The sequence below is a fragment of the Sinomonas terrae genome (genome assembly GCF_022539255.1).
Taxonomy (GTDB): Bacteria; Actinomycetota; Actinomycetes; order Actinomycetales; family Micrococcaceae; genus Sinomonas; species Sinomonas terrae.
Genome location: NZ_JAKZBV010000001.1, coordinates 1,505,655 through 1,529,082 on the forward strand (window position 1 = coordinate 1,505,655; position 23,428 = coordinate 1,529,082).

Consider the following 23,428-nt stretch of genomic DNA (forward strand, 5'->3'; position numbering starts at 1 on the left):
TCCGCTCGCCAGCCTACGCCGTTGGCCTGCCGGTCAGTAGCCCGAGAAGGCGTCCCGGCGGACGTGCCGAGCCCCTGCCTCCCGCACCTCCCGCGCCACGGCTCCGACGAACGACGGCGGGCCGGAGACATACGCCGTGCGCGAATCGATGTCGGGGACCAGCTCCCGGAGCCTCGCGGCTGTGAACGGCGCGGAGCCGGCGTCCTCCGCAAAGTCCGCGGGAGCTCCGCCGTCGGACATCCGGACGACGACCCGCGCGCCGGACGCGCGCAGGACGTCCGCGAAGGCGAGCTCCGTGGGGTTGGGCACCGAGGCGAGGAGCGCGACATCGCGTGCCTCGCCCGAGTTCCGCGCCGCCCTCAGCATCGAGGCGAACGGTGTGATTCCGATGCCACCGGCGATGAGCAGAAGCTTCTCATCCACGTCGCGGGGGAGCACGAAGTCGCCGCCCACCGCGGCCAGGTACACCCGTTGGCCGGGGACCAAGTCCATGAGCGAACGCTTGGAGTGCGACACCGGCGGCGCGGTGCTCACGCCGAAAGCGACGACGTCCGAGGAAGGCGCACTCGTGAAGCTGAAGGTCCTCCGGCTTCCGGCTCCGGTCACGCCCCCGCCGTGAAGGGATAGCTCGGCGTACTGGCCGGGCACGAAGCGCACCCGCCGGGACGGCAGGAACACGAACTCGTAGGAGCTGGGTGTGAGCGTGCGCCTTTCCACGAAGCGGAGGCTCGCGCCTCGGGTCAGCCCGAGCGCGAAGGCCAGGAGATTGCCGATGAGGAGTGCCAGTTCGGGCGAAGCAGAGACGGGGCCAAGAGCAAACGGCAGCGCGTAGGCAAGGCCGATGATCGCGGAGTAGCCGAACTGGTAGGGGCGTCGGCCGGGCATTGTGAGCGGCTCCGAGAGCATGAAGCCTGCGAAGAACACGAGGGGCCCCTGAGCGAGGGCCTGCCAGAGGGACGAGAGCGGGCTCACGCCGACTTGGGCGACGACGGCGGTGGCGACCGCAAGAGCGACGACGGCGAAGAGACCTGCCATGGCGAGGCGCTGCACGCGATAGAGCACGAGGAGGGCTCCCGGCAGAACGAGCCACAGCATGGCCGGCGTCCCGACCCACCAAGTGGCCGCACCCCATCCCGTGAGTCCGACGACGAAGGCACCCAAAGCAGCGGGATTGAACGCGTGACGGCCGCGCAGGGCCAGGAGGTACTTGGACAGGGTCGCTGCGGTGCAGGCGAGCGCGGTGACGGCGAGATCGAGAGGCGCGAGGCTCGGCCAGAACAGGAAGTAGAGCAGCAGGCCGGTGATGAGCGCCGAGTCCGCCTGTGGTGCCACGTGAGCCGCCGCCGCGGCCACCCGGTTGACTCCATAGGACGCGGCGAGACAGACGACGAGGGAAGCGAGCATGGCTGGGCCACTGAAGGGCAGCCAGCCGAGGGCGCCGAGTATCACGCTGTAGGCCGCGATCACGGCCAGCACCAGAACCACGAGACGGTACATAGGTAGCCGGCCGAGCGCGGTGACGAGGCGCAGCCTGACGGCGTTGGGGGCCGAAACTGTGGGTGTCACGAGAAAAGGCCCTCGAGGAAGAGCTCGCTGCCCTCGGCATGACCGTCGGAATAGACCTGGAGCCACTCAGGATCCGCCTCCGCGAACTCTGAGGCGAGCACTGGACCCGGCGCGACGAAGAGCGCCGTGGCAAGGGCGTCTGCGGTCATGGCGTCGTCAGCCATCGCCCATGTAGCGACGACGGAGCGCACCGGGGCACCGGTGCGCGCGTCGAGCAGGTGGTGGAAGCCGTCTCCCCACGCCCGACGGTTCCCCGCCGACGCGCACAGGGCCCCTTGGGCGAGCTCCACGATTCCGATCGCCTCCTCGGGGTCGTAAGGGTGCTCGAGCGCGGCCCGGATCGGATCTGCCCCGGAATGCAGGATGTCGCCGCTTCCGTCAACCACATAGGCGTCGTGGCCCGCGCCGTCGAGGATCCCGCCCAGACGGTCGACGAGGAGCCCCTTTCCTGCGGCCCCGATGTCAAGGACGGAGGGGTGGGCGAGGACGACGGCGGCGCCTTCCCAAACGTGGTCATCGTCCCACAGAGGGGCTGGCTCAGGCGGCCCCGTCGGCACGAGTTCGTAGTGGGGACCGTAGCCGAGGCGCTCGAGGCTCGAGCCGATCCAGGGGTTGATCGCACCGTGGGTGACCCTGTAGAGACGGGCGTACAGGTTGGCCAGGCCTTCGCTCTCGGCCGGCATGTCCCACCGGCCGCCGTTTGCCCGCATTTGGGCTATGAGCGAGTCCGGGCGGAAGCGTGACCAGACCCAGTCGAAGCGCTGAGTCTCCCTCAACAGCTCTTGGCGGATTCCGTCGTCGAGCTGGCTCTTGGTGCGCACCTCGAATCGAGTCCCGAGCGCGTCGAATGCAAACGTCTCCACGCCGATTTCCTAGGAAGCCTCGCGCTTGATGGCCGTGACCGCGTCGTTGAACCCCTGACCTGTGAGCGAAGAGCCCGAGACAACGCCGACGTTGAGGCTGTCGAGCTTCTTCCCGACGACCACGTCCTTGATGCCCGACGCGAAGTGCCTCTGGTACAGGCGGGTGTTGGCGCTCGTCGGATGTTCAGTGATCTGCACGTTCGTCACGACGCCCGACTTGAGGGTGAGGGCGACCCCGATTGTCTCGGGCCCGTTGGGGGAGACGTAGTGGCCATCGGCGCAGAACGTCCCGTCATGGTAAGGCTGCGCACCCGCCGTGCTGGTCGGGTTCGTGGATGCAGCAGTCGGCTGGCTCGCGCACGCCGCAGGGCTCGTCGTCGAGTCAGGAGCCGCAGCTGCGCCCGAGGGAGCGCACCCGGCTACTGCCCCGACGAGGGACGCGCCTGCCAGAGTGGTCAGGACGGCCTTCCGCGCCGGGAAGAGCGAGGGATGGGCTGCGTGCGTGGGGGAGGCTGGCATGGACGTGCTTCCTGGAGACGGAGGGGGGAGGGGAAATCTCCCCATTAAACGTAGCCCCGGTACAGGCGGTTCACGCCCGTCCCGTCTGTGTGCAGGCTATGAGGGTGCCGTTGGAACGCTGAGTAATGCGGTGGATCACGCTTCCCCGCCACTGCTGTAACGTCGTGGGGTGAGCGAACCGGGGACACGCGCGAATCAGGCGGATGACGCGAGAAGCCGAGGGTCCCGCGGTCGTGGCCGCATCATCACCGCCGGCGGGATCCTCATCGTCGCGTTCACGCTGCGCACCGCCGTCACGAGTGTTCCCCCGCTGACAGGGGCCGTCTCCCATGACCTCTTCCTCCCCACGTGGCTCGTCGGCGTCCTCGGGATGCTTCCCACAGCGCTCTTTGGGATCGCGGGGCTCGTCACGCCTCTCCTGATGCGCAGGTGGAGCGTGGAGGCGCTGGCGGTGATGGCGATGGGAGCGGCAGCCCTCGGTGAGATGGTGCGGGCTCTGGCCCCGGAGACCGGACTCTTCCTCGCGGGCTCTGCAGTCGCTCTCGCGGGTATGGGAGCGGGCAATGTCGTCCTGCCTCCCATGGTCAAGAAGTACTTTCCGCGTCGCATTGGTCTCATGACCGCCCTCTACGTGACGCTCATCAGCCTCGGGACCACCATTCCGCCGCTGCTCGCCGTGCCCGTGGCGGACGCCGAAGGATGGCGTGTGTCTGTCGGCTGGTGGGCACTCGTGAACATCGTCGCGGTGATCCCGTGGCTGACCGTGTGGCCTCGGCGAGGAGAGGAGGGCGCGGCTGTCCGCAGGGCCTCGACAGTCCATCCCCGCACGGTCGTCCGCCCCTGGCGTTCGCCGGCCGCCTGGGCTCTTTCGCTCCTGTTCGGGATCACGTCGCTCAACACGTACACGCTGTTCGCCTGGCTCCCCGAAATCGCCTCCGGTGCGGGGCTGAGCACGGGCGATGCTGGTCTTCAGCTCGCCATCTTCTCGGGCATAGGACTCCCGTTGAGCCTCATCGTCCCGCTCCTCGCGGGTCGGATGCGCAATCCGTATCCGATCGTGGTCTTCGGGCTCGTGTGCTTCGTATGCGGCTACCTCGGCCTCTGGCTCACTCCCGCCAAGACGACCTGGCTGTGGTCGCTTCTCGCAGGACTCGGCCCTGCTACGTTCCCCCTCTCCCTCGTCCTGATCAACCTTCGGACCCAGTCGCACAGGGCCTCCGGCGCGGTCTCGGGCTTCGCGCAAGGCGTGGGGTACCTGCTCGCTTGCGTCGGACCGCTCCTCGCGGGCCTCCTGCACGATGCAACGGGCGGCTGGACGGCTACCTTTGCCTTCCTCGGCGTGACCCTTGCGGTGTTGGCTGTCGCAGGTTGGGTTGTGTGCCGCCCGCGCTACATTGACGATGACCCGGGGGTCGTGGAGGCCGTGCAGTTTCAGGGCGGCGGGGCGCCGCCGGTAATCTAGGTCCGTGACTCCCGAAGAACTCTCCTCCGCCATCTCCGCCTGCCTTGCGGACGCCGTCCGTGCCGGCGAACTCGCCGTCGACGCGCCGGAGGAAGTTCGTGTGGAGCGACCCAAGAACCGGGAGCACGGCGACTGGGCCACGAACATCGCCCTCCAGCTCGCCAAGAAGGCCGGCATGAACCCGCGGGCGCTCGCCGAAGTCCTGGCGGGGCGCCTCTCGTCGTTCAACGGCGTGAAGAGCGTCGAGGTTGCAGGGCCCGGGTTCCTCAACATCACGCTCGACGCCGCCGCCGCAGGTGCGCTTGCGAAGATCATCGTCGAGGCCGGTCCCGTCTACGGCCGCAATAATGCGCTGGGCGGCCACGTGGTCAACATGGAGTTCGTCTCCGCGAACCCGACCGGCCCCCTCCATATCGGCCACACGCGTTGGGCCGCGCTCGGGGACTCGATCGCACGCGTACTCCGCGCCTCGGGCGCCGAGGTCTCGGCGGAGTACTACATCAACGACGCCGGCAACCAGATGAATGTCTTCGCGAATTCCGTCCTCGCGCGCCTGCATGGTCGCGATGTTCCCGAGGGCGGGTACCCGGGCCAGTACATCGTGGACCTCGGCCACGATGTCCTTGCCACCCATCCGGATGTGCGCGAGCTGACGGACGACGCCGCCCTGCCGATCGTCCGCCACGCTGCCTACGAGGCGCAGATGCGCGACATCAAGGACACGCTGGCCGCATTCGGCGTCTCCTTCGACGTGTACTTCTCCGAGAAGGAAGGGCTGCACGACTCGGGGGCCATCGAATCGGCCGTGGCTCGCCTTCGCGAGCAGGGCCATGTGTACGACGACGAGGGCGCCGTCTGGCTGCGCACAACCGATTTCGGGGACGACAAGGACCGCGTGCTCATCCGGGCGAACGGAGAACCGACCTACTTTGCGGCCGATGCCGCCTACTACCTCTCCAAGAAGGACCGCGGCTTCCCGGAGAAGATCTACCTTCTCGGCGCTGACCACCACGGCTACGTCAACCGCCTCAAGGCCATTGCGGCGTGTGCGGGTGACGACCCCGAACAGAGCATCGAGATCCTCATCGGCCAGCTGGTGTCCGTCAACGGCGCCAAGCTCTCGAAGCGGGCCGGCAACATCATCGAGCTCAAGGACCTCATCGACTGGCTCGGCAAGGACGCCGTGCGCTACTCGCTCGCGCGGTACCCTGCCGATTCGCCCCTCACGCTAGACCCGGAGCTGCTCCGGAAGCACTCGAACGAGAACCCGGTCTACTACGTCCAGTACGCCCACGCCCGTTCGCGGGGGGCCGCCCGCAACGCTGTCGATGCCGGAGTCGCACGCGCCGTTGAGGGCCAGGACGTGTTCGACGCCTCGCTCCTGAGCCATCCGACGGAGGGCGAGCTCCTGGCGCACCTCGCCGCCTACCCCTCGATCGTCGGCAAGGCGGCCGAGTTCCGGGAACCGCACCGGGTTGCACGCCACCTCGAGACCGTCGCGAGCGCATACCACTCGTGGTACGACAACTGCCGTATCGCTCCTCAGGGCGACGAGGAGGTCACCGACCTGAACCGCACGCGCCTGTGGCTCAACGACGCGACGAGCCAGGTGCTCGCGAACGGCCTCGACCTTCTGGGCGTGTCGGCCCCGGAGAGGATGTGACCATGGGAGCTTCACCGCTGGCCCCGGCCTGGCTCGCGCTTCCGACCGACCTCAATCGGCTTGAGGCCAAGGTGTGGGCGCACGACGTCGAACGGTCGGCGGGCGGCGAGCTCACCGTCGGAGGGCTGGGAGTCGCACAGCTCGCGGAGGAATTCGGCACCCCGCTCTTCGTGCTCAGCGAGGACGACTTCCGGGCGAGAGCGCGCGCCTTCAAGGACGCGTTCGACGGCGCCTTCGCGGACGTCTGCGGGGGAGTGGATGTCTACTACGCGGGCAAGGCGTTCCTGTGCTCCGCGATCGCCTCGTGGGTGGCCGACGAGGGCCTGAGGCTTGACACGTGCTCAGGGGGCGAGCTCGCGGTCGCGGCCAAGGCAGGCATCCCGGGCGAGCTTCTAGGGCTTCATGGCAACAACAAGTCCGACGCAGAGATCGAGCGTGCGCTCGACATGGGCGTGGGACGCATCGTCGTGGACAGCCTCGACGAGCTCGAACGGGTCGCGGCCCTTGCCGCGGCGCGCGCCGCGCGGGACCCGGAGCGGCGGGAGACGCGGGCGAAGGTGATGTTGCGCCTGACGCCGGGCGTGCACGCGCACACTCACGAGTTCATCGCGACCGCGCACGAGGACCAGAAGTTCGGCCTCTCGATGGCGCCAGGAACGGCGAGCTCGGAATTCCGCGCCGAGGTCGCGGAGGAGTCCGGCCAGGAGGCTGCCCTCGCGGCGTCGTCCGCCGAGGAAGCCGTGGCCGCGGCCGCGGGGCACGACAGCGTCGAGCTCCTCGGGCTCCATTGCCACATCGGTTCCCAGATCTTCGAGCCGGAGGGCTTCGAGCTCGCCGCGGTGAAGCTCCTGACGTTCACTGCGGCCATGCGCTCGGCGTATGACGTCGCGCTTCCCGAGGTCGACCTCGGCGGGGGCTACGGCATCGCATACACGCCCGTGGACACCCCGCGGCCGCCAGCCGAGATCGCGGAGGCGATGGCCGCCGTCGTCCGTTCGACGTGCGCCGATCTCAAGATCACGCCGCCGCGGATCTCCATCGAGCCGGGCCGTGCGATCGTAGGGCCTTCTGCCTTCACGCTCTACCGGGCGGGAACGGCGAAGGAGGTCGTCGTGGACCTGCCGGGACCGGGAGAGGAGAGCGCCGGCACGACGGCGGTGCGCCGCTACCTCTCGGTCGACGGCGGCATGAGCGACAACGCACGTCCCGTCCTCTACGACGCCGACTATTCGGTCGCGCTGGCCTCACGGGCCTCCGATGCTGCGCCCCAGCTGACCCGGGTCGTGGGAAAGCACTGCGAGAGCGGCGACATCGTTGTCCGCGACGCCTACCTTCCGAGCGATGCCGCACGGGGGGATCTTCTCGCGGTTCCCGGAACAGGTGCCTACTGCTGGGCGCTCTCTAGCAACTACAACTACCTAGGCCGCCCCGGCGTCGTCGCAGTGCGTCACGGTTCTGCGCGATGGATCGTCCGCGGCGAAACTGAACAGGACCTGCTCTCCCGCGACATGGGAGTGTGACGACCCGATGGGAGATCGGATGACCGAGACTCAGACGCGGCCCGAGCCAAAAGCCGTGCCCGACGACGCCGCGGCACCCGAGGCGCGCAAGGTGCTGAAGGTTGCGCTGCTCGGCTGCGGAACGGTCGGCAGCCAGGTGGCGCGGATCCTGCTCGAGGACGGGGACGCGCTTGCCGCCCGCTCGGGCGCACGGCTCGAACTCGCCGGCATCGCCGTGCGCAGCCTCGACGCAAAGCGCGATGTCGACCTCCCGCGCGAGCTCTTCACCGACGAGGCGGAGGCCCTTGTGGACTCAGCCGACCTCGTCGTCGAGCTCATGGGCGGTATAGAGCCCGCGCGCTCGCTCATCCTGCGTGCCATCCGCAAGGGCGCCTCCGTAGTGACCGGTAACAAGGCCCTGCTCGCCCAAGACGGTCCTGCGCTGTTCGAGGAGGCGGACCGGAACAACGCGGAGCTGAGCTTCGAGGCTGCGGTCGCGGGTGCCATCCCGATCATCCGCCCCATCCGCGAAAGCCTCTCGGGGGACCGGATCACCCGAGTTCTCGGCATCGTCAACGGGACCACGAACTACATCCTCGACCAGATGGACACGACCGGCGCGGCGTTCGCCGACGCGCTCGCCGAGGCCCAGCGGCTCGGGTACGCCGAAGCCGACCCGACGGCCGACGTCGAGGGCCACGATGCAGCCGCGAAGGCCGCTCTCCTCGCGACCCTCGCCTTCCACACGCCCGTCAGCCTCGACGACGTTCGCTGCCAGGGCATCACCAACGTCACGGCCGAGGACATCGCCGCTGCGAAGGATTCGGGCTTCGTCATCAAGCTCCTTGCGATCGCCGAACTGGTCCGATGGGGCGACGACGACGGCGCCGAGGGGACGAGCGTGCGGGTCCACCCGACGCTCCTGCCGCGCGAGCACCCCCTCGCCGCAGTGCGCGGGGCCTACAACGCGGTGTTCGTCGAGGCAGAGAACGCCGGCCAGCTCATGTTCTACGGTGCGGGAGCCGGGGGCCGCCCCACCGCCTCTGCCGTCATGGGTGATCTGGTCTCGACAGCGCGACGCGTCGTCGCGGGCGCCCCGGGGCGTACCGATACCGCGACGCGCAGGCTGCCGATGGCCGGCGTCGAAGGGATCTTCACGAGCTACAGCATCGGGCTCGAGGTCGTGGACCAGCCCGGCGTCCTCTCAAGGGTCGCGGCCGTCTTCGCGGAGCACGGGGTCTCGATCGAGGCCATGCGCCAGACGCTGGACGACGGCGTGGCCGGCCCTGGCACTAGCCGCGCCGAGCTGCGCTTCGTGACCCACCGCGCGACGGAGAAGGCTCTCGCCGAAACCGTGGCCGACATCAAGAACCTCGACGCCGTCGAATCCGTGACGAGCGTCCTCCGAGTCGAAGGAGTCTAGTGGCCCACCAGTGGCGCGGAGTCATCCGCGAATATGCCGATCGTCTGCCCGTCACCGAGGCCACGCGAGTCATCACGCTCGGCGAGGGCGGAACGCCTCTCGTCCACGCCCAGCAGCTCTCGGCCCTTACGGGCTCGGAGGTATACCTCAAGGTCGAGGGGATGAACCCGACCGGTTCGTTCAAGGACCGGGGTATGACCATGGCCATGACCGCTGCGGTGCAGGCGGGCGCAAAGGCCGTCGTGTGTGCCTCGACGGGCAACACCTCGGCCTCGGCCGCGGCCTACGCGACGACCGCCGGCCTCACGTGCGCAGTGCTCGTGCCGGAAGGCAAGATTGCAATGGGCAAGCTGAGCCAAGCCATTGCCCACGGCGCGACCCTCCTCCAAGTGGACGGGAACTTCGACGACTGCCTTGAGATTGCCCGCAAGCTCGCCGAGGCCTATCCGGTCTTCCTCGTGAACTCCGTGAACCCGGCGCGCATCGAGGGGCAGAAGACGGCCGCCTTCGAGATCGTCGATGCCCTCGGCGACGCGCCGGACATCCATGTCCTCCCGGTTGGCAACGCCGGGAACATCTCGGCGTATTGGAAGGGCTACAAGGAGTACGCCGCCGAGTCCGCGTACGGTGAGGGCGCTCAGACCCGGACCCTCCCGCCGGTCTCGACGAAGCTCCCCGTCATGTGGGGATTCCAAGCCGAGGGCGCGGCTCCGTTCGTCGCGGGGCATCCCATCACCCACCCCGAAACGATTGCGACGGCCATCCGCATCGGAAACCCGGCGTCGTGGGAGACGGCGATCGCGGCTCGCGACGAATCGGGCGGGCTCATCGACGCAGTCTCGGACGAGCAGATCCTTGCCGCGCACCGTTGGCTCTCGGCGAAGGAAGCGGTGTTCGTCGAGCCCGGTTCGGCCGCGAGCGTCGCGGGCTTGCTCAAGATGCACGCAGCCGGGAAGGTGCCTTCGGCCCAGCGGATCGTGTGCACGGTGACCGGCCACGGGCTCAAGGACCCGCAGTGGGCGCTCCGCACCGAGAGCGGCGAGCAAGTGGAGCCGGTGAAGGTCGCCAACGACGTCGTGAGCGTCGCGGGTGTCCTCGGCCTTGAGCCGTAACTCGGTGACCATGCACTCAACTGCCCGGGAATCCTCGCTCCGCACCGTCCCGCTCCGTACCGTCCAAGCCGGGCAGCGTGTCACGGTGCGCGTTCCTGCCACGAGCGCGAACCTCGGGCCCGGATACGACAGCCTGGGCCTCGCCCTTTCGCTCTACGACACGGTGAGCGTTGAGACGGCCGACGACGGCGAGCTGGCCTTCGAGCTCAGCGGCGAGGGGGCTGACACCCTCCCGCGCGACGCGAGCCACCTCGTAGTGCGCACGGTCGACGCAGCCCTCTCTCGGCTCGGCTACCGCCGGGACGGGCTGCGCATCACGGCCGAGAACGTGAGCCCGCACGGGCGCGGCCTCGGTTCCTCGGCGTCCGCGACCGTGGCTGCCGTGCTTGCCGCTGCTGAGTTGGTGCCGCTGGCCGAGCGGCCCAGCCGCGAGTGGGTCCTCCAGCTCTGCAGCGAGATCGAAGGCCACCCCGACAACGTGGCGCCCGCGATCTTCGGCTCACTCGCGCTCTCGTGGCAGGACGGCGAAGCGTTCCGGACGGCGATCGCCCGCGTCCATCCCGACGTCGTGCCGATCGTCGCGGTGCCCGACTTCGAGCTCTCCACGGAGCTTGCGCGTTCGCTCCTGCCTTCGTCCGTGCCGCATCAGGCTGCAGCAGCGAACGCGGGTCGGGCCGCGCTCCTCGTGCACGCCCTGACGAAGGATCCGTCGCTGCTCGTCCCCGGCACCGAGGACTACTTGCATCAGGGCTACCGGGCCTCCGCCATGCGGCCGAGCGCAGAGCTCATCCGCCGCTTGCGGGCGGAAGGTCATGCCGCCGTCGTCTCGGGTGCGGGGCCGACCGTGCTTGCCCTCGCGGGAGGTGCAGCCGAAGCGGACGAGGTGCAGGCCGCCGTCGAACGTTTTGCCGAGGGAAGCGACGCCGGGGGAGTCAACACTCGCTGGCGTGTCATGCGGCTCGCTGTGGATTCTGAAGGTGCTAGAGTAGAAGTGCATTCGCGGTAGCTTTCGCCCCGCAGGCCCACGTTCTTTTCTTTGGAGCGTCCAGCAGGCCCAGCACATCGCTTCGAATGCCGTCCCTACCAGCTCCGCAGCCGGTCAGCCCGCTTGCAGCTGCCGCAAGCTCTGTCCCCCTTCGTACGCCTGGGGCGAATCCGCAGTGTGTTCCGTTCCGCCGTTCTGGCGCGACGGAGCAGCCATCCGACCGCTATATCTGAACGCGGTCACCAACACGATGCGGCCGCTTCTGATAGCTGCCGCAGTCGACGGGGAAGGATCCTTCGTGACACAGACCACTGAGCTGAACCCGGCAGTGGACGCCTCCACTTCGCCTGAATCAAAGGGCATCGCGGGCCTCAAGCTCGCGCAGCTCCAGGCGCTGGCCTCCCAGCTGGGTATCACCGGCGGTTCCCGCATGCGGAAGGGCGACCTCGTGGCCGCTATCTCCGCACATCAGAAGGGCGAGCCCGTGGCGCGTCGCAGCGCGCCCGCCGCCCAGCCGTCCGAGCAGCCGGCCGCTGCTCCCGAGGCAAAGGAAGCTGCAGCGCCCGCTGCCGAGGAGGCCGCTCCCGCGCGCGGTCGTGGCCGTGCTCGCCGTCGCGCCGGAAGCGACGGCGTCGTGACGGCGCCCGCTGAGGCTCCGGTCGAGGCGGCGCAACCCGCCCAGGCTCAGCCAGCCCAGACGCAGCCCGCCCAGGCTGAGCCAGCCCAGGAGCAGCTTCCGAGCGCCGCACCCGCCCAGGCTCAGCCCACCGCCGAGGCCGCGCCTGAGGCGGCGCCCTCCGAGGCACCGCGCCAGCCGCGGACCCGAAACCGCAATCGTCGGGCCGGTAGCGACGGCGCGGTTGTCGCTGAGTCGGCTCCCGCCGTTGAGGCTGCGCCCGAGGCGGCCCCGGCAGAGGCACCTGCACAGGCCCCTGCTGAGGCCGGTCAGACTGAGGCGCAGCCCGCCGAAGCTGGCGAGCGTCGCAGGGAACGGGGTGACCGTGGTGACCGCGGTGACCGCGGCCAGCAGGAGCGTCGCCGTGACGACTCCGAGGGTGAGGACGGCGGGAACCGCCGCAGCAGGCGTAACCGTCGCGGTCGCGACCGTGACCGCGAAGAGGTGCGCAATGAGCGCTTCCGCGATCGCAACGACCGTCGCCGCGGGCGCAATCAGGGCCCCGACGTCGACGAGACCGAGGTCAGCGAGGACGACGTGCTCGTCCCCGTGGCGGGCATCCTCGACGTCCTCGAGAACTACGCCTTCATCCGCACGTCCGGGTACCTTCCGGGCCCGAACGACGTGTACGTTCCTCTCGCACAGGTCAAGAAGAACAACCTGCGCAAGGGCGACGCCGTCGTCGGCGCCATCCGTGCCCCCCGCGATGGCGAGGACAACCGCCAGAACCAGGGCGGCCGTCAGAAGTTCAACGCCCTCGTCCGCGTGACGAGTGTGAACGGCAAGAACACCGAGGACCTCAAGAACCGCGTCGAGTTCAACAAGCTCGTCCCGCTCTACCCGTCGGAGCGCCTGCGGCTCGAGACCGACCCGAAGAAGGTCGGCCCCCGCGTGATCGACCTCGTCGCGCCGATCGGCAAGGGCCAGCGTGGCCTCATCGTCTCGCCTCCAAAGGCGGGCAAGACGCTCATCCTGCAGTCCATCGCGAACGCGATCACCGTCAACAATCCTGAGGTCCACCTCATGATGGTGCTCGTCGACGAGCGGCCTGAAGAGGTCACCGACATGCAGCGTTCGGTCCGCGGCGAGGTCATCGCTTCGACGTTCGACCGTCCCGCGGATGATCACACGACGGTCGCCGAGCTCGCGATCGAGCGCGCGAAGCGACTTGTCGAGCTCGGTATGGACGTCGTTGTGCTCCTCGACTCGATGACCCGTCTCGGCCGCGCATACAACCTGTCCGCGCCCGCCTCGGGCCGCATCCTCTCGGGTGGTGTGGACTCGGCCGCGCTGTACCCGCCGAAGCGCTTCTTCGGCGCCGCGCGCAACATCGAGAACGGTGGCTCGCTCACCATCATCGCCACCGCGCTCGTCGAGACCGGATCCAAGATGGACGAGGTCATCTTCGAGGAGTTCAAGGGCACCGGCAACATGGAGCTCCGCCTGTCCCGCCAGCTCGCGGACAAGCGCATCTTCCCGGCAGTCGACGTCAACGCCTCCGGCACGCGCCGCGAGGAGAACCTCCTCTCCTCCGACGAGGTCAAGATCATGTGGCGCCTGCGCCGCGTGCTCTCCGGTCTCGACACCCAGCAGGCACTCGAGCTGCTCACGTCGAAGATCCGCGAGACGCAGTCGAACGTCGAGTTCCTCCTGCAGGTGCAGAAGACGACGCTCGCGTCGAAGTCGGAGAACGACAAGCACTAGCTGCCCCGCACGGCGGCCGGCCCGGACACTCCGGCGCCGGCCGCCGTCGTCGTCTTAATGGCCTCAACCGCCTAATGGCCTCAACCGCCTTAATAGCCTCAACCGCCGGTTGGCTCCCCTCAGACCCAGCCGGTCCACCCTCAAGAAAGGCCCCACATGTTCGAGTCCGTGAAAGGACTGCTGGACGAGCACGCAGACCTGCAGAAGCAGCTGAGCGACCCCGCGGTCTACCAGGACCAGGCGCTCGCGCGGAAGCTCGGCCGTCGCTCCGCCCAGCTCAACGGCATTGTCGAGGCCCACAGCCGCTGGAAGCAGCTCTCCGACGACCTCGAGGCGGCGCGGGAGATGGCGTCCGAGGACCCGGACTTCGCCGCGGAGGTGCCGGAGCTCGAGGCATCGCTCTCTACGGCGCAGGAGAAGCTTCGCCGGCTGCTCATTCCGCGCGATCCCAACGACGCGCGCAACGTCATCCTCGAGGTCAAGGGCGGCGAGGGCGGCGACGAGGCCGCACTCTTCGCGGCCGACCTTCTGCGGATGTACACGCGCTACGCCGAATCGAAGGGCTGGAAGACCGAGATCCTGTCCTCGACAGAGTCGGATCTCGGCGGCTACAAGGACGTCCAGGTGGCGATCAAGGGAACGTCCAACGATCCCGCCGAGGGCGTGTACGCGCACCTCAAGTACGAGGGCGGTGTTCACCGTGTGCAGCGCGTGCCCGTCACCGAGTCGCAGGGACGCATCCACACCTCGGCGGCGGGCGTGCTCGTCTTCCCCGAGGTCGACGAGCCCGAGGAAATCGAGATCAACGCCAACGACCTCAAGATCGACGTCTACCGCTCGTCCGGCCCGGGCGGCCAGTCCGTCAACACGACCGATTCGGCGGTGCGCATCACACACCTCCCCACCGGGATCGTCGTGGCGATGCAGAACGAGAAGTCCCAACTCCAGAACCGCGAGGCCGCGATGCGCGTCCTCCGCTCGCGCCTCCTCGCTCACCAGCAGGAGCAGATCGACGCGGAGAACGCCGAGGTACGCAAGTCGCAGGTCCGCACTATGGACCGCTCGGAGCGGATCCGCACGTACAACTACCCTGAGAACCGCATTGCGGATCACCGCACGGGCTACAAGGCGTACAACCTCGATGCGGTCATGAACGGCGACCTCGGCCCAGTCGTGCAATCCTGCATCGACATGGACGAGCAGCACCGTCTCGACGCGCTGGGCGAGTAGGCACGTGGGGGAGGGCGCCCCTGAGGCGCGCGGCGAGGACCTTGCGAGCGCGCTGCGACGGGCGACGGCGATGCTCGCCGAGGCGGGCGTGCCCAGTCCCAGAGCGGACGCGGAGCTGCTGGCGGACCACCTTCTCGGGTGCGGCCTCGGACGGCTCCGCGCTCTCGCCGTCATCGGGTCTCCCGTGCCGGATGGCTTCTGGGAGCTCATCGAGGAGAGGTCCAAGCGGGTCCCCCTCCAGCACCTGACGGGGACTGCACACTTCCGCCACCTCACGCTGAGCGTGGGCCCGGGGGTGTTCGTGCCCAGACCGGAGACCGAGACTCTCGTTTCCCTCGCGCTCGACTGGATCGCGGCCCACCGCCCGGCGCTCGTGGCGCCCACCGTCGTCGACCTCGGCACCGGTTCGGGAGCGATCGCCGCGTCGATCGCCGCCGAATGCCCGGGGAGCCGTGTTCACGCGGTGGAACTGTCCGAATTCGCCTACGCGTGGGCCGCTCGGAACGTCGCACTGCCGGAGGTGGGCGGCCGCGTGGAGCTGGTCCTGGGCGACTTGCGGACGGCGTTTCCCGAACTGGACAGCCTAGTGGACGTTGTCGTGAGCAACCCTCCGTACATTCCGTCCGGCATGATTCCCCGAGAACCTGAGGCAGCCGAACACGATCCCGAACTTGCGCTCTACGGCGGGGGAGAGGACGGGCTCGAACTCCCGCTTGCCACGATTGCGTCGGCAGCACGACTCCTGCGTCCCGGCGGATTCTTCGTCATGGAGCACGCGGAGGTGCAGGCTGAAGCCCTCGCCGGGCGCCTCGCCCGGGACCCCGGTTGGACCCAGGTCGCCTCGCATCGCGACCTCAATGGGCTCCCACGCGCCACGTCGGCTGTCCGGGTCGAGGCCGCACGCGTGGAAGAATTGAGGCCGTGACGACCACAAGCTACGACTGCAACGACCGGGAACGGCGAGCCGAGGGTCTCGCTCATGCGCAGCGGGCCATCGCGGCCAAGCAGTGCGTCGTGATGCCGACGGACACCGTCTACGGCATCGCGGCCGACGCGTTCTCGGCTCAAGCCGTGGCGACCCTGCTGGCCGCCAAAGGACGTGGTCGGTCGATGCCGCCGCCCGTGCTGATCCCGCGGCTCCAGACCATGGACGGGCTCGCGACCGAGGTCCCGGATGCTGGGCGTCGGCTTGCCGAGAAGTTCTGGCCCGGCCCGCTCACGCTGATCTTCCACGCGCAGCCGTCGCTGACCTGGGACCTCGGCGACACGCAGGGAACTGTCGCGCTCCGCATTCCGGATGACGAGATCGCCCAGGCGCTCCTGACCATCACTGGGCCGCTCGCGGTCTCATCGGCCAACCGCACGGGTCACAAGGCCGCACAGACCGCGGGCGAGGCCCAGGACCAGTTGGCCGAGTCGGTGGAGGTCTACCTCGACGGCGGGTCCCGGCCCCTCGACGGCAGCGCCGACGGCGTCCCATCGACGATCGTCGACTGCACCGGTGAACGGCTGCGGGTCGTGCGGCAGGGCGGCGTGAGCCTCGAGGCCGTGCGTGAAATCGTGCCTGACATCCTAGGACTGGGTGAGGAACCGGAGCTGGCTGAGCCGGAGAGCACTGAGCCCGAGAGCACTGAGCCGGAGAGCGCCGAGCCCGAGGGGACGGCAACCGAAGGAACGGCGACCGAGGGAACGGCAACCGAGGGGACGGCAACTGAGCAGGAAACGAAGGCGGGGGCCACCTGGGAGCAGCCGCGTGACTGAGGCCCGCGCGCCGCGGGTCGTCGCCGTCGTCGTCAGCTACAACCGACGTGAGCTGCTCGAGCGCTCCCTCCTCGCGCTCGCCGCGGGAGATCGCGCTCCCGACGCGCTCGTGGTGGTGGACAACGCTTCGACCGACGGCTCGGGCGAGTTCCTCGAGGCGTTGGATGTTCCGTTCGACTACGAGCTGATCCGCCTCACCGAGAACACCGGCGGCGCAGGGGGCTTCGCCGTCGGGATGGCTGCCGCTGTCACGCGGCACCGCCCCGACCTCGTCTGGATCATGGACGACGATACGGTTCCGCTGTCTGGGACTCTCGCCGAGGCGCTGCGGCTGTGGAAGGCCTATCCCGCGACCGACAAGCCGGCTTTCATCGCAAGCCGCGTCGCCTGGAGCGACGGCCGGGACCATCCGATGAACACGATGCGCGACCGCTGGGACGCGGCTCCTGCCGACCGGTCCTTCGCAGCCGCTAACCGCGCAAGGGTTGTGCGCTCGGCGTCGTTCGTCTCGCTCTTCGTCGACGCCGACGCCATCAGGGATCTCGGCCTGCCCGTCGCCGACTATTTCCTCTGGAACGACGACTTCGAGTTCACGGCGCGGCTCGCCCGCCGTCGTCTGGCCCTGGCGAGCCTCGACTCCGTCGTCGAGCACCACACGAAGACGTACGACTCGCACACCGTGGACGTCGGTGAGCGGTTCCGCTTCGAGGTTCGCAACAAGGTCTGGATGTTCTTCCGCTCGCCGGCGCTCGCACCCATGGACAAGCTGCTCTACGGCGGCTCGTCGCTCCGGCGCTGGGCCGTCATGGTGCGCAACAGCGCCCATCCCGGCATTGTGCTCAAGGCTGGCATCGCGGGCCTGTGCGAGGCCGTGTCCCATGCTCCTCGGCCCAACGAAGAGGTCCTCGCGGCAGTCCTGGCGGGCGCCGGAGGACTCCCCGGCGTTGCGCCGTCACCTCCGCAGGGTCTTCACCCTGCGGAGGCGGCGGCGCGACCTGGGACGGCGGCGCAGCGGGAGCGGGCCCTGCAACCCGAGCGCGCCGCCTTCCCTGAGTTCTCCGTTCTTCTGCCCGTGTACGCGGGGGATGCCGCACACCGGGTTCGTCGCGCGATCGCCTCTGTGACCATCGACCAGACGATCGCTCCGTCCCAGGTCGTCATCGTCCGCGACGGTCCCGTAGGCGAGGAGATCGAGGCCGTCCTTCGTGAGGCCGAGAGCAACCCCGATCATCCGGCGGACGTGCTGCGGCTTCCCGCAGGCGTCGGCCTTGCCGGCGCACTTGACGCAGGGCTCGAGCGCTGCCGCCACGACGTCGTCGCGCGCATGGATGCGGACGACGTCGCCCTGCGCGAGCGCTTCGAGCGGCAGCTGACGCTTCTCGCAGACGGCTACGACATCGTGGGGTCCGCGATCGCGGAGATTGGCGACGACGAGTCCCACCGTTTTGCAAGCCGTCCCGTTCCGGTGACCCACCGCGAGATCATGGCGCAGCTGGACTTCCGCACCCCGTTCAACCACCCGAGCGTCATGTACCGGGCCTCGGCCGTCCGGGCGGCGGGCGGCTACCGCGGAGTGCCCGATATGGAGGACTACTGGCTGTGGGCCCGGATGCTCCACCGCGGAAGCCGCGGCGCCAACGTCCCGGACGTCCTTGTGCTCTATCGAGTGAGCGACGGCGCTTATGCGCGCCGGGGCGGTGGCCGGATGCTCCTGGCCGAGCTCCGGCTCCAGCGTCACATGCTTGCCTCGGGCTATCTTGGGCCGCTTGCCTTCGGCCGCAACGTGCTCGTGCGCGGGGCGTACCGCCTCGTGCCTACCCGGGTACGCCGACGGAGCTATCGGAGCGCGTTCACTGAGCTTCCCGCCGCAGCACCGCAGGCGACGGTGGGCTCGGGGGAGGCCGCCGGCTGACCCATGTTCATCTATGTCCTCGTGGCCATGCTGGCCGCCATCGTCACGTATGCCGCGACCGGCGTGGTGCGCGTCGTCGCCCTCAGGCTCGGGATCGTCTCGCCCGTCCGTGAGCGAGACGTGCATACGCGATCCGTGCCGCGCCTCGGCGGGATTGCAATGCTCGCGGGTTTCGCCGCAGCGTTCTGGGCCGCCTCGCAGACCGTATGGATCCGGTCGATCTTCTTCGACACACCCCAGACCTGGGCCGTGCTGGGAGGTGCGGCCTTCATCGTCCTGCTCGGTGCCATCGACGACATCGTGGACCTCAACAGCTGGGTCAAGCTCGCCGGCCAGATCGTAGCGGCGGGGATAGTGGCCCTGTGGGGCCCGCGGGTCACGTTCCTCCCGCTCGGCCTCCTGCCCGTGCACCAGGAATGGCTTCAAATCGGGCTCACAATGTTCCTCATCGTCCTCACGGTCAACGCGATCAATTTCGTGGACGGCCTCGACGGGCTCGCCGCCGGAGTGGCGGGCATCGGGGGCTTCGCGTTCTTCCTGACGGCCTATTGGGTGCACCGGAACGCCCTCCTGCCGGACTACACCGATCTCTCGACGCTCCTCATGGCGCTCCTTGTGGGGATCTGTGTGGGCTTCCTGCCGCACAACGCCCACCCGGCGAAGATCTTCATGGGCGATTCCGGTTCCATGCTGCTCGGTCTCGTCATGGCCACAGGTGCGGTCGTCGCGACCGGCCAGATCGCCTCGGGGCTCTACGACCGAGCGGAAGGCATCCCGACCTTCGTCCCCGTCGTGCTGCCCATAGTGGTCATGGTCCTCCCGTTCCTCGACCTCATCCTTGCTGTGCTGCGCCGTACGGCAAGCGGACGGTCACCTTTCTCGCCCGACCGCGAGCACGTGCACCACAAGCTGCTGGACCTCGGCTACACGCACCGCCAGGCCGTCGCGGTCATGTATGTCTGGACTGCGTTCGTCGCGTTCGGCGGCGTCGCGTACGCGTTCGTCCCGTGGATCCCACTCACGGTCTTCAACCTCATCGTCCTGCCTGCGGTCGCATTCCTGACGATGCACCCCTGGGTCAGGGAGAACGTTGCCAGCAGCCCTGTCCGGCGTGTGTGGCTACGCTCGACGCCGTGGGTTCCGCGGTTCACGGTGCCGTTCGCGGCAACGGTCGCCGCGGCCACGTTCCTCGGGTTCACCGGTCTTGGGAATGGGGGAGTGCCGCTGCTCTATTCGACTTTCCTCTCGCTCGCGGTCGTGACGGTGTGCGGAGGCGCGCCGGTCGTGATCCTCCACGCCGCGGCTCCCACGCTCCCGTTTCGGCGCCGCACCCTCGTCGCGGATGTGCTGATGAAGGTGGTCGCCTTCGCGATTGCGCTCCTGGTAGTCGGCTCTCCGACATGGTCGGACAGGGGATGGTATTGGCTCTCGCTCTGGATCTGCGGCGCGGCCTGGATCGTGGCGCAGGGAGGCGTTGCGCTTGCCCAGTGGCGGGCGGCAACGGGCGGTGCGCGCGCGCTTCCGCGCGTCAGTCATTGAGTTCTATCTCATGTAGAATAGAGACCGCACCCACACCCACGCCGGCACCGCTTGATGACGCACATCGACGGGGGGCCGCCGACGAACGGCTCGAGATGAAAAGCACGCCCGCACGCCCCGGTCGCAGCACCGGATCCGCTGGCGTCACCTTCTCTTCTATCTGGCTGAGACTCGCAGGGCTGTGCTCGGGAGTGGCGGCTGCATTGGACGCCGTGCTTGCTCTCGTTGCGTGGGTGACCACTGGCCCTGCCGCCGCGGGGAGCGTCGCCTTTGCCGCCGCCGTCGTCATTGCCTTCTTCGCCATCAGCCTCCTCGTCGGCCATTTCGTCGGACGCCGGAATCCGGCGGGGGCGATCGGCATGTTCGCCGTCGTCTACCTCATCAAGATCGTTGGTTTCGCGGCACTGCTGATCTGGATCGGCACTCCTGCCTGGATCAACCCGCCTTGGTTCGGTGCGACTGGAATCGCGACCGTTGTCGTTTGGCAGACCGTCGAGCTATGGGGCTTCAGCCGCGTGCGCCTCCAGATCTTCAACGACCCAGAAGACCCCGGACAAGGTGCTTCGCCGACGTCCGGCGTGACTCCCGGAGGAGGTCCACGTGCCTGACCGTGGAGCCGCTCAACGACCCGGCGATCCGCAGTCGGCGGGCGACGGCGGGTACAACAGCGGCATGGCCGTCTTCAGCTACATCATTGGCGGGACCCTTGTCTGGAGTTTGATAGGGTGGGGGCTGGATACTCTCCTAAAAACCAGCTGGTTCGTGCTCGTTGGAGCCCTGCTGGGGATTGCTGGCGGCCTGTACCTCGCTGGCAAGCACGGACTCTTCTCGCCGCAACGCGGACCAGCGAAGACCGAATCCGGCGACGACGACGTCGAAGGGAACGGCGGGCCGTGATGGAGCGACCGAAAATTTCACATGTGGGGGTCGAAGCCACTCGCCCCGGCACTTGCCCGATGAAGGACACTGCAAGAGAGGAAATGCGTTGACCCCGCTCACGCTTCCGGCTGCTGACAACAGCAGCACTTTCACCCCTCCCGGCCTCGAAAGCCTCCACCTCCCGGCCATCCTGCCATGGGGGGCGGATGAAGGCTTCACCAAGCAGATGCTGCTCGTCCTGCTGTCGGTCTTCTTCATCGCGTGGTTCTTCATCGCGGCCTCCCGCAAGCAGCAACTCGTTCCCGGCAAGCTGCAGTTCCTGGGAGAACAGCTTTACGGGTTCGTCCGCAACAGCATCGGCAAGGACGTCATCGGCGGCCGCGACTTCATGGCCTTCGTGCCCCTCCTGTTCGCACTGTTCTTCTTCCTTCTTCTCAACAACATCTACGGTGCTATTCCGCTGTTCCAGCTCCCGACGATGTCCCACGTTGGCGGCGCGTACTTCCTGGCAGGCCTCGTGTACGTCATCTGGATCGGCGTCGGCCTCAAGCGCTTCGGCATCCGCTACCTGAAGCTCGCTGTGGTGCCCTCTGGGGTGCCGTGGTTCATCATGCCGATCGTTGTGCCGATCGAGATTATCTCGAACTTCATCGTCCGCCCGATGACTCACAGCCTCCGTCTCTTCGCGACCATGCTCGCTGGCCACCTCGTCGTCGCCCTTGCCGGCTCGGGCATCGCGTTCCTGATCGCCCAGGAGAACGTGCTGATCAAGGGCATCAGCGTCCTTGTCCTCGTCTTCGCGATCGCCATGTACATGCTCGAGGCGCTGATCATGGTGCTTCAGGCATATGTCTTCACGCTTCTCACCGCAATCTACATCCAGGGCGCGGTCGCGGCGGACGCCCACTGAGAATTCCCCTCGGTGAGGGGACAAACAACCCATCAACCTGCCTGCGGGCGATTGAAAGGAAGAAAATGAACGGCACGATCAACGGCAGCATCAACCTCATCGGCTACGGTCTTTCCGCCATCGGCGGTGCCATCGGTGTTGGTCTCGTCTTCGCGGCCTACATCAACGGTGTTGCCCGTCAGCCTGAGGCGCAGCGCGTTCTCCAGCCGCTCGCGTTCCTCGGCCTGGCCCTGACCGAGGCGCTCGCCATCCTCGGCCTCGTGTTCGCGTTCGTCCTGAAGTAAATCGGACCGAACCGAGCCGAGAACCAGCTACTTCAGTAGATAGGAGGGGTGGACCACATGCATCAGCTCATGGTGCAAGCAGCAGCCACCGAGGGTGCCAACCCGCTCGTACCGAACTGGTGGGAGGTGCTTGTCACCGCGATCGGCTTCGCCATCCTGCTCTTCATCGCTGTCAAGTTCGTCGTGCCGGCGTTCGAGAAGACGTTCGCAGCACGTGCTGAGGCGATCGAGGGTGGCATCGCGAAGGCCGAGAAGGCTCAGGCCGAGGCCTCCGCCGCCCTCGAGGAGTACAAGCAGCAGCTTGTCGACGCCCGGACCGAGGCGAACCGCATCCGGGAGGAGGCTCGCGCAGAGGGCGCTCAGATCCTCGCCGAGCTCAAGGAGCGCGCTGCCGTTGAGGCCGCGCGCATCACGGAGCAGGCCCACGTGCAGATCGAGGCCGAGCGTCAGCACGCTCTCGTCTCGCTCCGTACCGAGGTCGGCACGATGGCGACGACGCTTGCCGGACGCATTGTCGGCGAGTCCCTGGACGACGACGCGCGTGCAAGCCGCGTGGTCGACCGCTTCCTCGCGGACCTGGAAGCCCAGAACGCAGGTGCGGCGAAGTAATGGCAGGAGTATCGAGCGAATCGCTGGCCACCGTGCTGGCGGACCTGGAGACAAAGCTGCCCACGGCGTCGCTGTCGCTGGCGGATGAGCTCTTCGGCATCCTGCGGGTCCTCGACGGCTCGGCAGGTCTCCGCCGAGCCCTCACGGACCCGTCCCGCGAGGGTGCGGAGAAGTCTTCTCTCGTCCAGCGGCTTCTCGCCGGAAAGGCCTCGACGGACGCGGTGGAGATCGTGTCCCAGTTGGCCTCACAGCGGTGGGCGGGCTCCCGGGACATCAGCGATGCACTCGAGACCCTGGCAGCGACTGTGGCGATCGCCGTCGCCGAACAGAGGGGCGGGGCGTTGGGGCTGAGCGGCCTCGAGCGACTTGAGAACGACCTGTTCTCATTCGTGCGCACCGTTGACGACAGCCACGATCTGCAGGCGGCCCTCAGCGAGCCGCAGGCTACGGCCGAGGCAAAGCGAGCCCTTGCACTCCGTCTTGTGCCGGCGGCCTCCGAGGAGGCACGGGTGCTCATCGGTCAGGCGGCGGCAGACCCGCGCGGCCTCAAGCCGACGGAGCTCGTGAAGCGTTTCGCCGCACTGGCCGCCAAGCGCCAGGAGCGTTGGATCGCGGAGGTCGTCGTAGCGCGGCCCCTGACCCATCAGCAGGAGGAGCGGCTGCAGACCGGACTCAACCGGCTGTACGGCCGGGAGCTCAAGATCAGCACGACGCTCGATCCACAGCTGCTGGGCGGCCTCCGCATCACGGTCGGCGACGAGGTGCTCGATGCCTCGACGTTGGCACGGCTCACAGAACTGCGCCGCCAGGTCGCGGGGCAGACCGGCTGATA

21 protein-coding genes are annotated in these 23,428 nt (G+C 68.2%); 18 read left to right on the top strand and 3 right to left on the bottom strand.

The window, feature by feature from the left end:
• Positions 1-33: 33 nt before the first annotated feature.
• The 3 genes from L0M17_RS06980 to L0M17_RS06990 are packed head-to-tail and all read right to left on the bottom strand — an operon-like array spanning position 34 to position 2,948.
• Positions 34-1,566, bottom strand: coding sequence for an FAD-dependent oxidoreductase (locus tag L0M17_RS06980; protein WP_308196830.1), 1,533 nt, complete (start codon positions 1,564-1,566; stop codon positions 34-36).
• On the bottom strand, positions 1,563-2,429 hold the full coding sequence (locus tag L0M17_RS06985; protein ID WP_241053161.1) for an FAD:protein FMN transferase: 867 nt from the start codon (positions 2,427-2,429) through the stop codon (positions 1,563-1,565). The genes L0M17_RS06980 and L0M17_RS06985 overlap by 4 nt, the downstream gene beginning before the upstream one ends.
• Before the next feature lie 9 nt (positions 2,430-2,438).
• Positions 2,439-2,948: an FMN-binding protein gene (locus L0M17_RS06990; protein ID WP_241053164.1), complete on the bottom strand. Its 510-nt coding sequence runs from the start codon at positions 2,946-2,948 to the stop codon at positions 2,439-2,441.
• Between the two features lie 169 nt (positions 2,949-3,117).
• Here L0M17_RS06990 and L0M17_RS06995 point away from each other — a divergent pair, with 169 nt between their 5' ends.
• From L0M17_RS06995 to L0M17_RS07080, 18 genes are all read left to right on the top strand, one after another.
• Positions 3,118-4,410, top strand: a complete 1,293-nt coding sequence (locus tag L0M17_RS06995) for a CynX/NimT family MFS transporter (protein WP_241053166.1) — start codon at positions 3,118-3,120, stop codon at positions 4,408-4,410.
• A 4-nt stretch (positions 4,411-4,414) separates the two neighbouring features.
• Positions 4,415-6,073, top strand: coding sequence for an arginine--tRNA ligase (argS, locus tag L0M17_RS07000; protein ID WP_241053169.1), 1,659 nt, complete (start codon positions 4,415-4,417; stop codon positions 6,071-6,073).
• Positions 6,074-6,075: 2 nt separating this feature from the next.
• Positions 6,076-7,593, top strand: coding sequence for a diaminopimelate decarboxylase family protein (locus L0M17_RS07005; protein ID WP_241053171.1), 1,518 nt, complete (start codon positions 6,076-6,078; stop codon positions 7,591-7,593).
• Between the two features lie 55 nt (positions 7,594-7,648).
• On the top strand, positions 7,649-8,995 hold the full coding sequence (locus L0M17_RS07010) for a homoserine dehydrogenase (RefSeq protein ID WP_372498057.1): 1,347 nt from the start codon (positions 7,649-7,651) through the stop codon (positions 8,993-8,995).
• Positions 8,995-10,107 carry a threonine synthase gene (gene thrC, locus L0M17_RS07015; RefSeq protein WP_241053174.1) on the top strand — a complete coding sequence of 371 codons (1,113 nt, stop codon included), beginning with the start codon at positions 8,995-8,997 and terminating at the stop codon, positions 10,105-10,107. Before L0M17_RS07010 ends, thrC begins: the two co-directional genes overlap by 1 nt.
• A gap of 10 nt (positions 10,108-10,117) precedes the next feature.
• A complete protein-coding gene (gene thrB, locus L0M17_RS07020; protein WP_241053175.1) occupies positions 10,118-11,113 on the top strand; it encodes a homoserine kinase in 996 nt (331 codons plus the stop codon).
• A gap of 277 nt (positions 11,114-11,390) precedes the next feature.
• Complete coding sequence (rho, locus tag L0M17_RS07025; RefSeq protein ID WP_241053176.1) at positions 11,391-13,472, top strand: transcription termination factor Rho; 2,082 nt, start codon at positions 11,391-11,393, stop codon at positions 13,470-13,472.
• A 156-nt stretch (positions 13,473-13,628) separates the two neighbouring features.
• Positions 13,629-14,702 (top strand): peptide chain release factor 1, encoded by a 1,074-nt coding sequence (prfA, locus tag L0M17_RS07030; protein ID WP_241053177.1) that lies wholly within the window; start codon positions 13,629-13,631, stop codon positions 14,700-14,702.
• Positions 14,703-14,706: 4 nt separating this feature from the next.
• Positions 14,707-15,627 carry a peptide chain release factor N(5)-glutamine methyltransferase gene (prmC, locus tag L0M17_RS07035; protein WP_308196831.1) on the top strand — a complete coding sequence of 307 codons (921 nt, stop codon included), beginning with the start codon at positions 14,707-14,709 and terminating at the stop codon, positions 15,625-15,627.
• Complete coding sequence (locus tag L0M17_RS07040; RefSeq protein WP_372497999.1) at positions 15,624-16,463, top strand: L-threonylcarbamoyladenylate synthase; 840 nt, start codon at positions 15,624-15,626, stop codon at positions 16,461-16,463. The genes prmC and L0M17_RS07040 overlap by 4 nt, the downstream gene beginning before the upstream one ends.
• The gene (locus L0M17_RS07045) at positions 16,456-18,375 is read left to right on the top strand and encodes a glycosyltransferase (protein WP_241053178.1); all 1,920 of its coding nucleotides are present in this window, start codon (positions 16,456-16,458) and stop codon (positions 18,373-18,375) included. Before L0M17_RS07040 ends, L0M17_RS07045 begins: the two co-directional genes overlap by 8 nt.
• A gap of 3 nt (positions 18,376-18,378) precedes the next feature.
• Positions 18,379-19,914: an MraY family glycosyltransferase gene (locus L0M17_RS07050; protein ID WP_241053179.1), complete on the top strand. Its 1,536-nt coding sequence runs from the start codon at positions 18,379-18,381 to the stop codon at positions 19,912-19,914.
• A gap of 233 nt (positions 19,915-20,147) precedes the next feature.
• Positions 20,148-20,522: a hypothetical protein gene (locus tag L0M17_RS07055; protein ID WP_241053181.1), complete on the top strand. Its 375-nt coding sequence runs from the start codon at positions 20,148-20,150 to the stop codon at positions 20,520-20,522.
• Complete coding sequence (locus L0M17_RS07060) at positions 20,515-20,811, top strand: AtpZ/AtpI family protein (protein WP_241053183.1); 297 nt, start codon at positions 20,515-20,517, stop codon at positions 20,809-20,811. Before L0M17_RS07055 ends, L0M17_RS07060 begins: the two co-directional genes overlap by 8 nt.
• An 88-nt stretch (positions 20,812-20,899) precedes the next feature.
• Positions 20,900-21,703 carry a F0F1 ATP synthase subunit A gene (gene atpB, locus L0M17_RS07065; protein ID WP_241053185.1) on the top strand — a complete coding sequence of 268 codons (804 nt, stop codon included), beginning with the start codon at positions 20,900-20,902 and terminating at the stop codon, positions 21,701-21,703.
• 65 nt (positions 21,704-21,768) lie between these two features.
• Positions 21,769-21,987 (top strand): ATP synthase F0 subunit C, encoded by a 219-nt coding sequence (gene atpE, locus L0M17_RS07070; protein ID WP_043119941.1) that lies wholly within the window; start codon positions 21,769-21,771, stop codon positions 21,985-21,987.
• Positions 21,988-22,044: 57 nt separating this feature from the next.
• Entirely contained in the window at positions 22,045-22,596 is a 552-nt protein-coding gene (locus L0M17_RS07075; protein ID WP_241056345.1) for a F0F1 ATP synthase subunit B, read from the top strand.
• Positions 22,596-23,426 (top strand): F0F1 ATP synthase subunit delta, encoded by an 831-nt coding sequence (locus L0M17_RS07080; RefSeq protein WP_241053186.1) that lies wholly within the window; start codon positions 22,596-22,598, stop codon positions 23,424-23,426. The genes L0M17_RS07075 and L0M17_RS07080 overlap by 1 nt, the downstream gene beginning before the upstream one ends.
• The last annotated feature ends 2 nt before the right edge of the window (positions 23,427-23,428 follow it).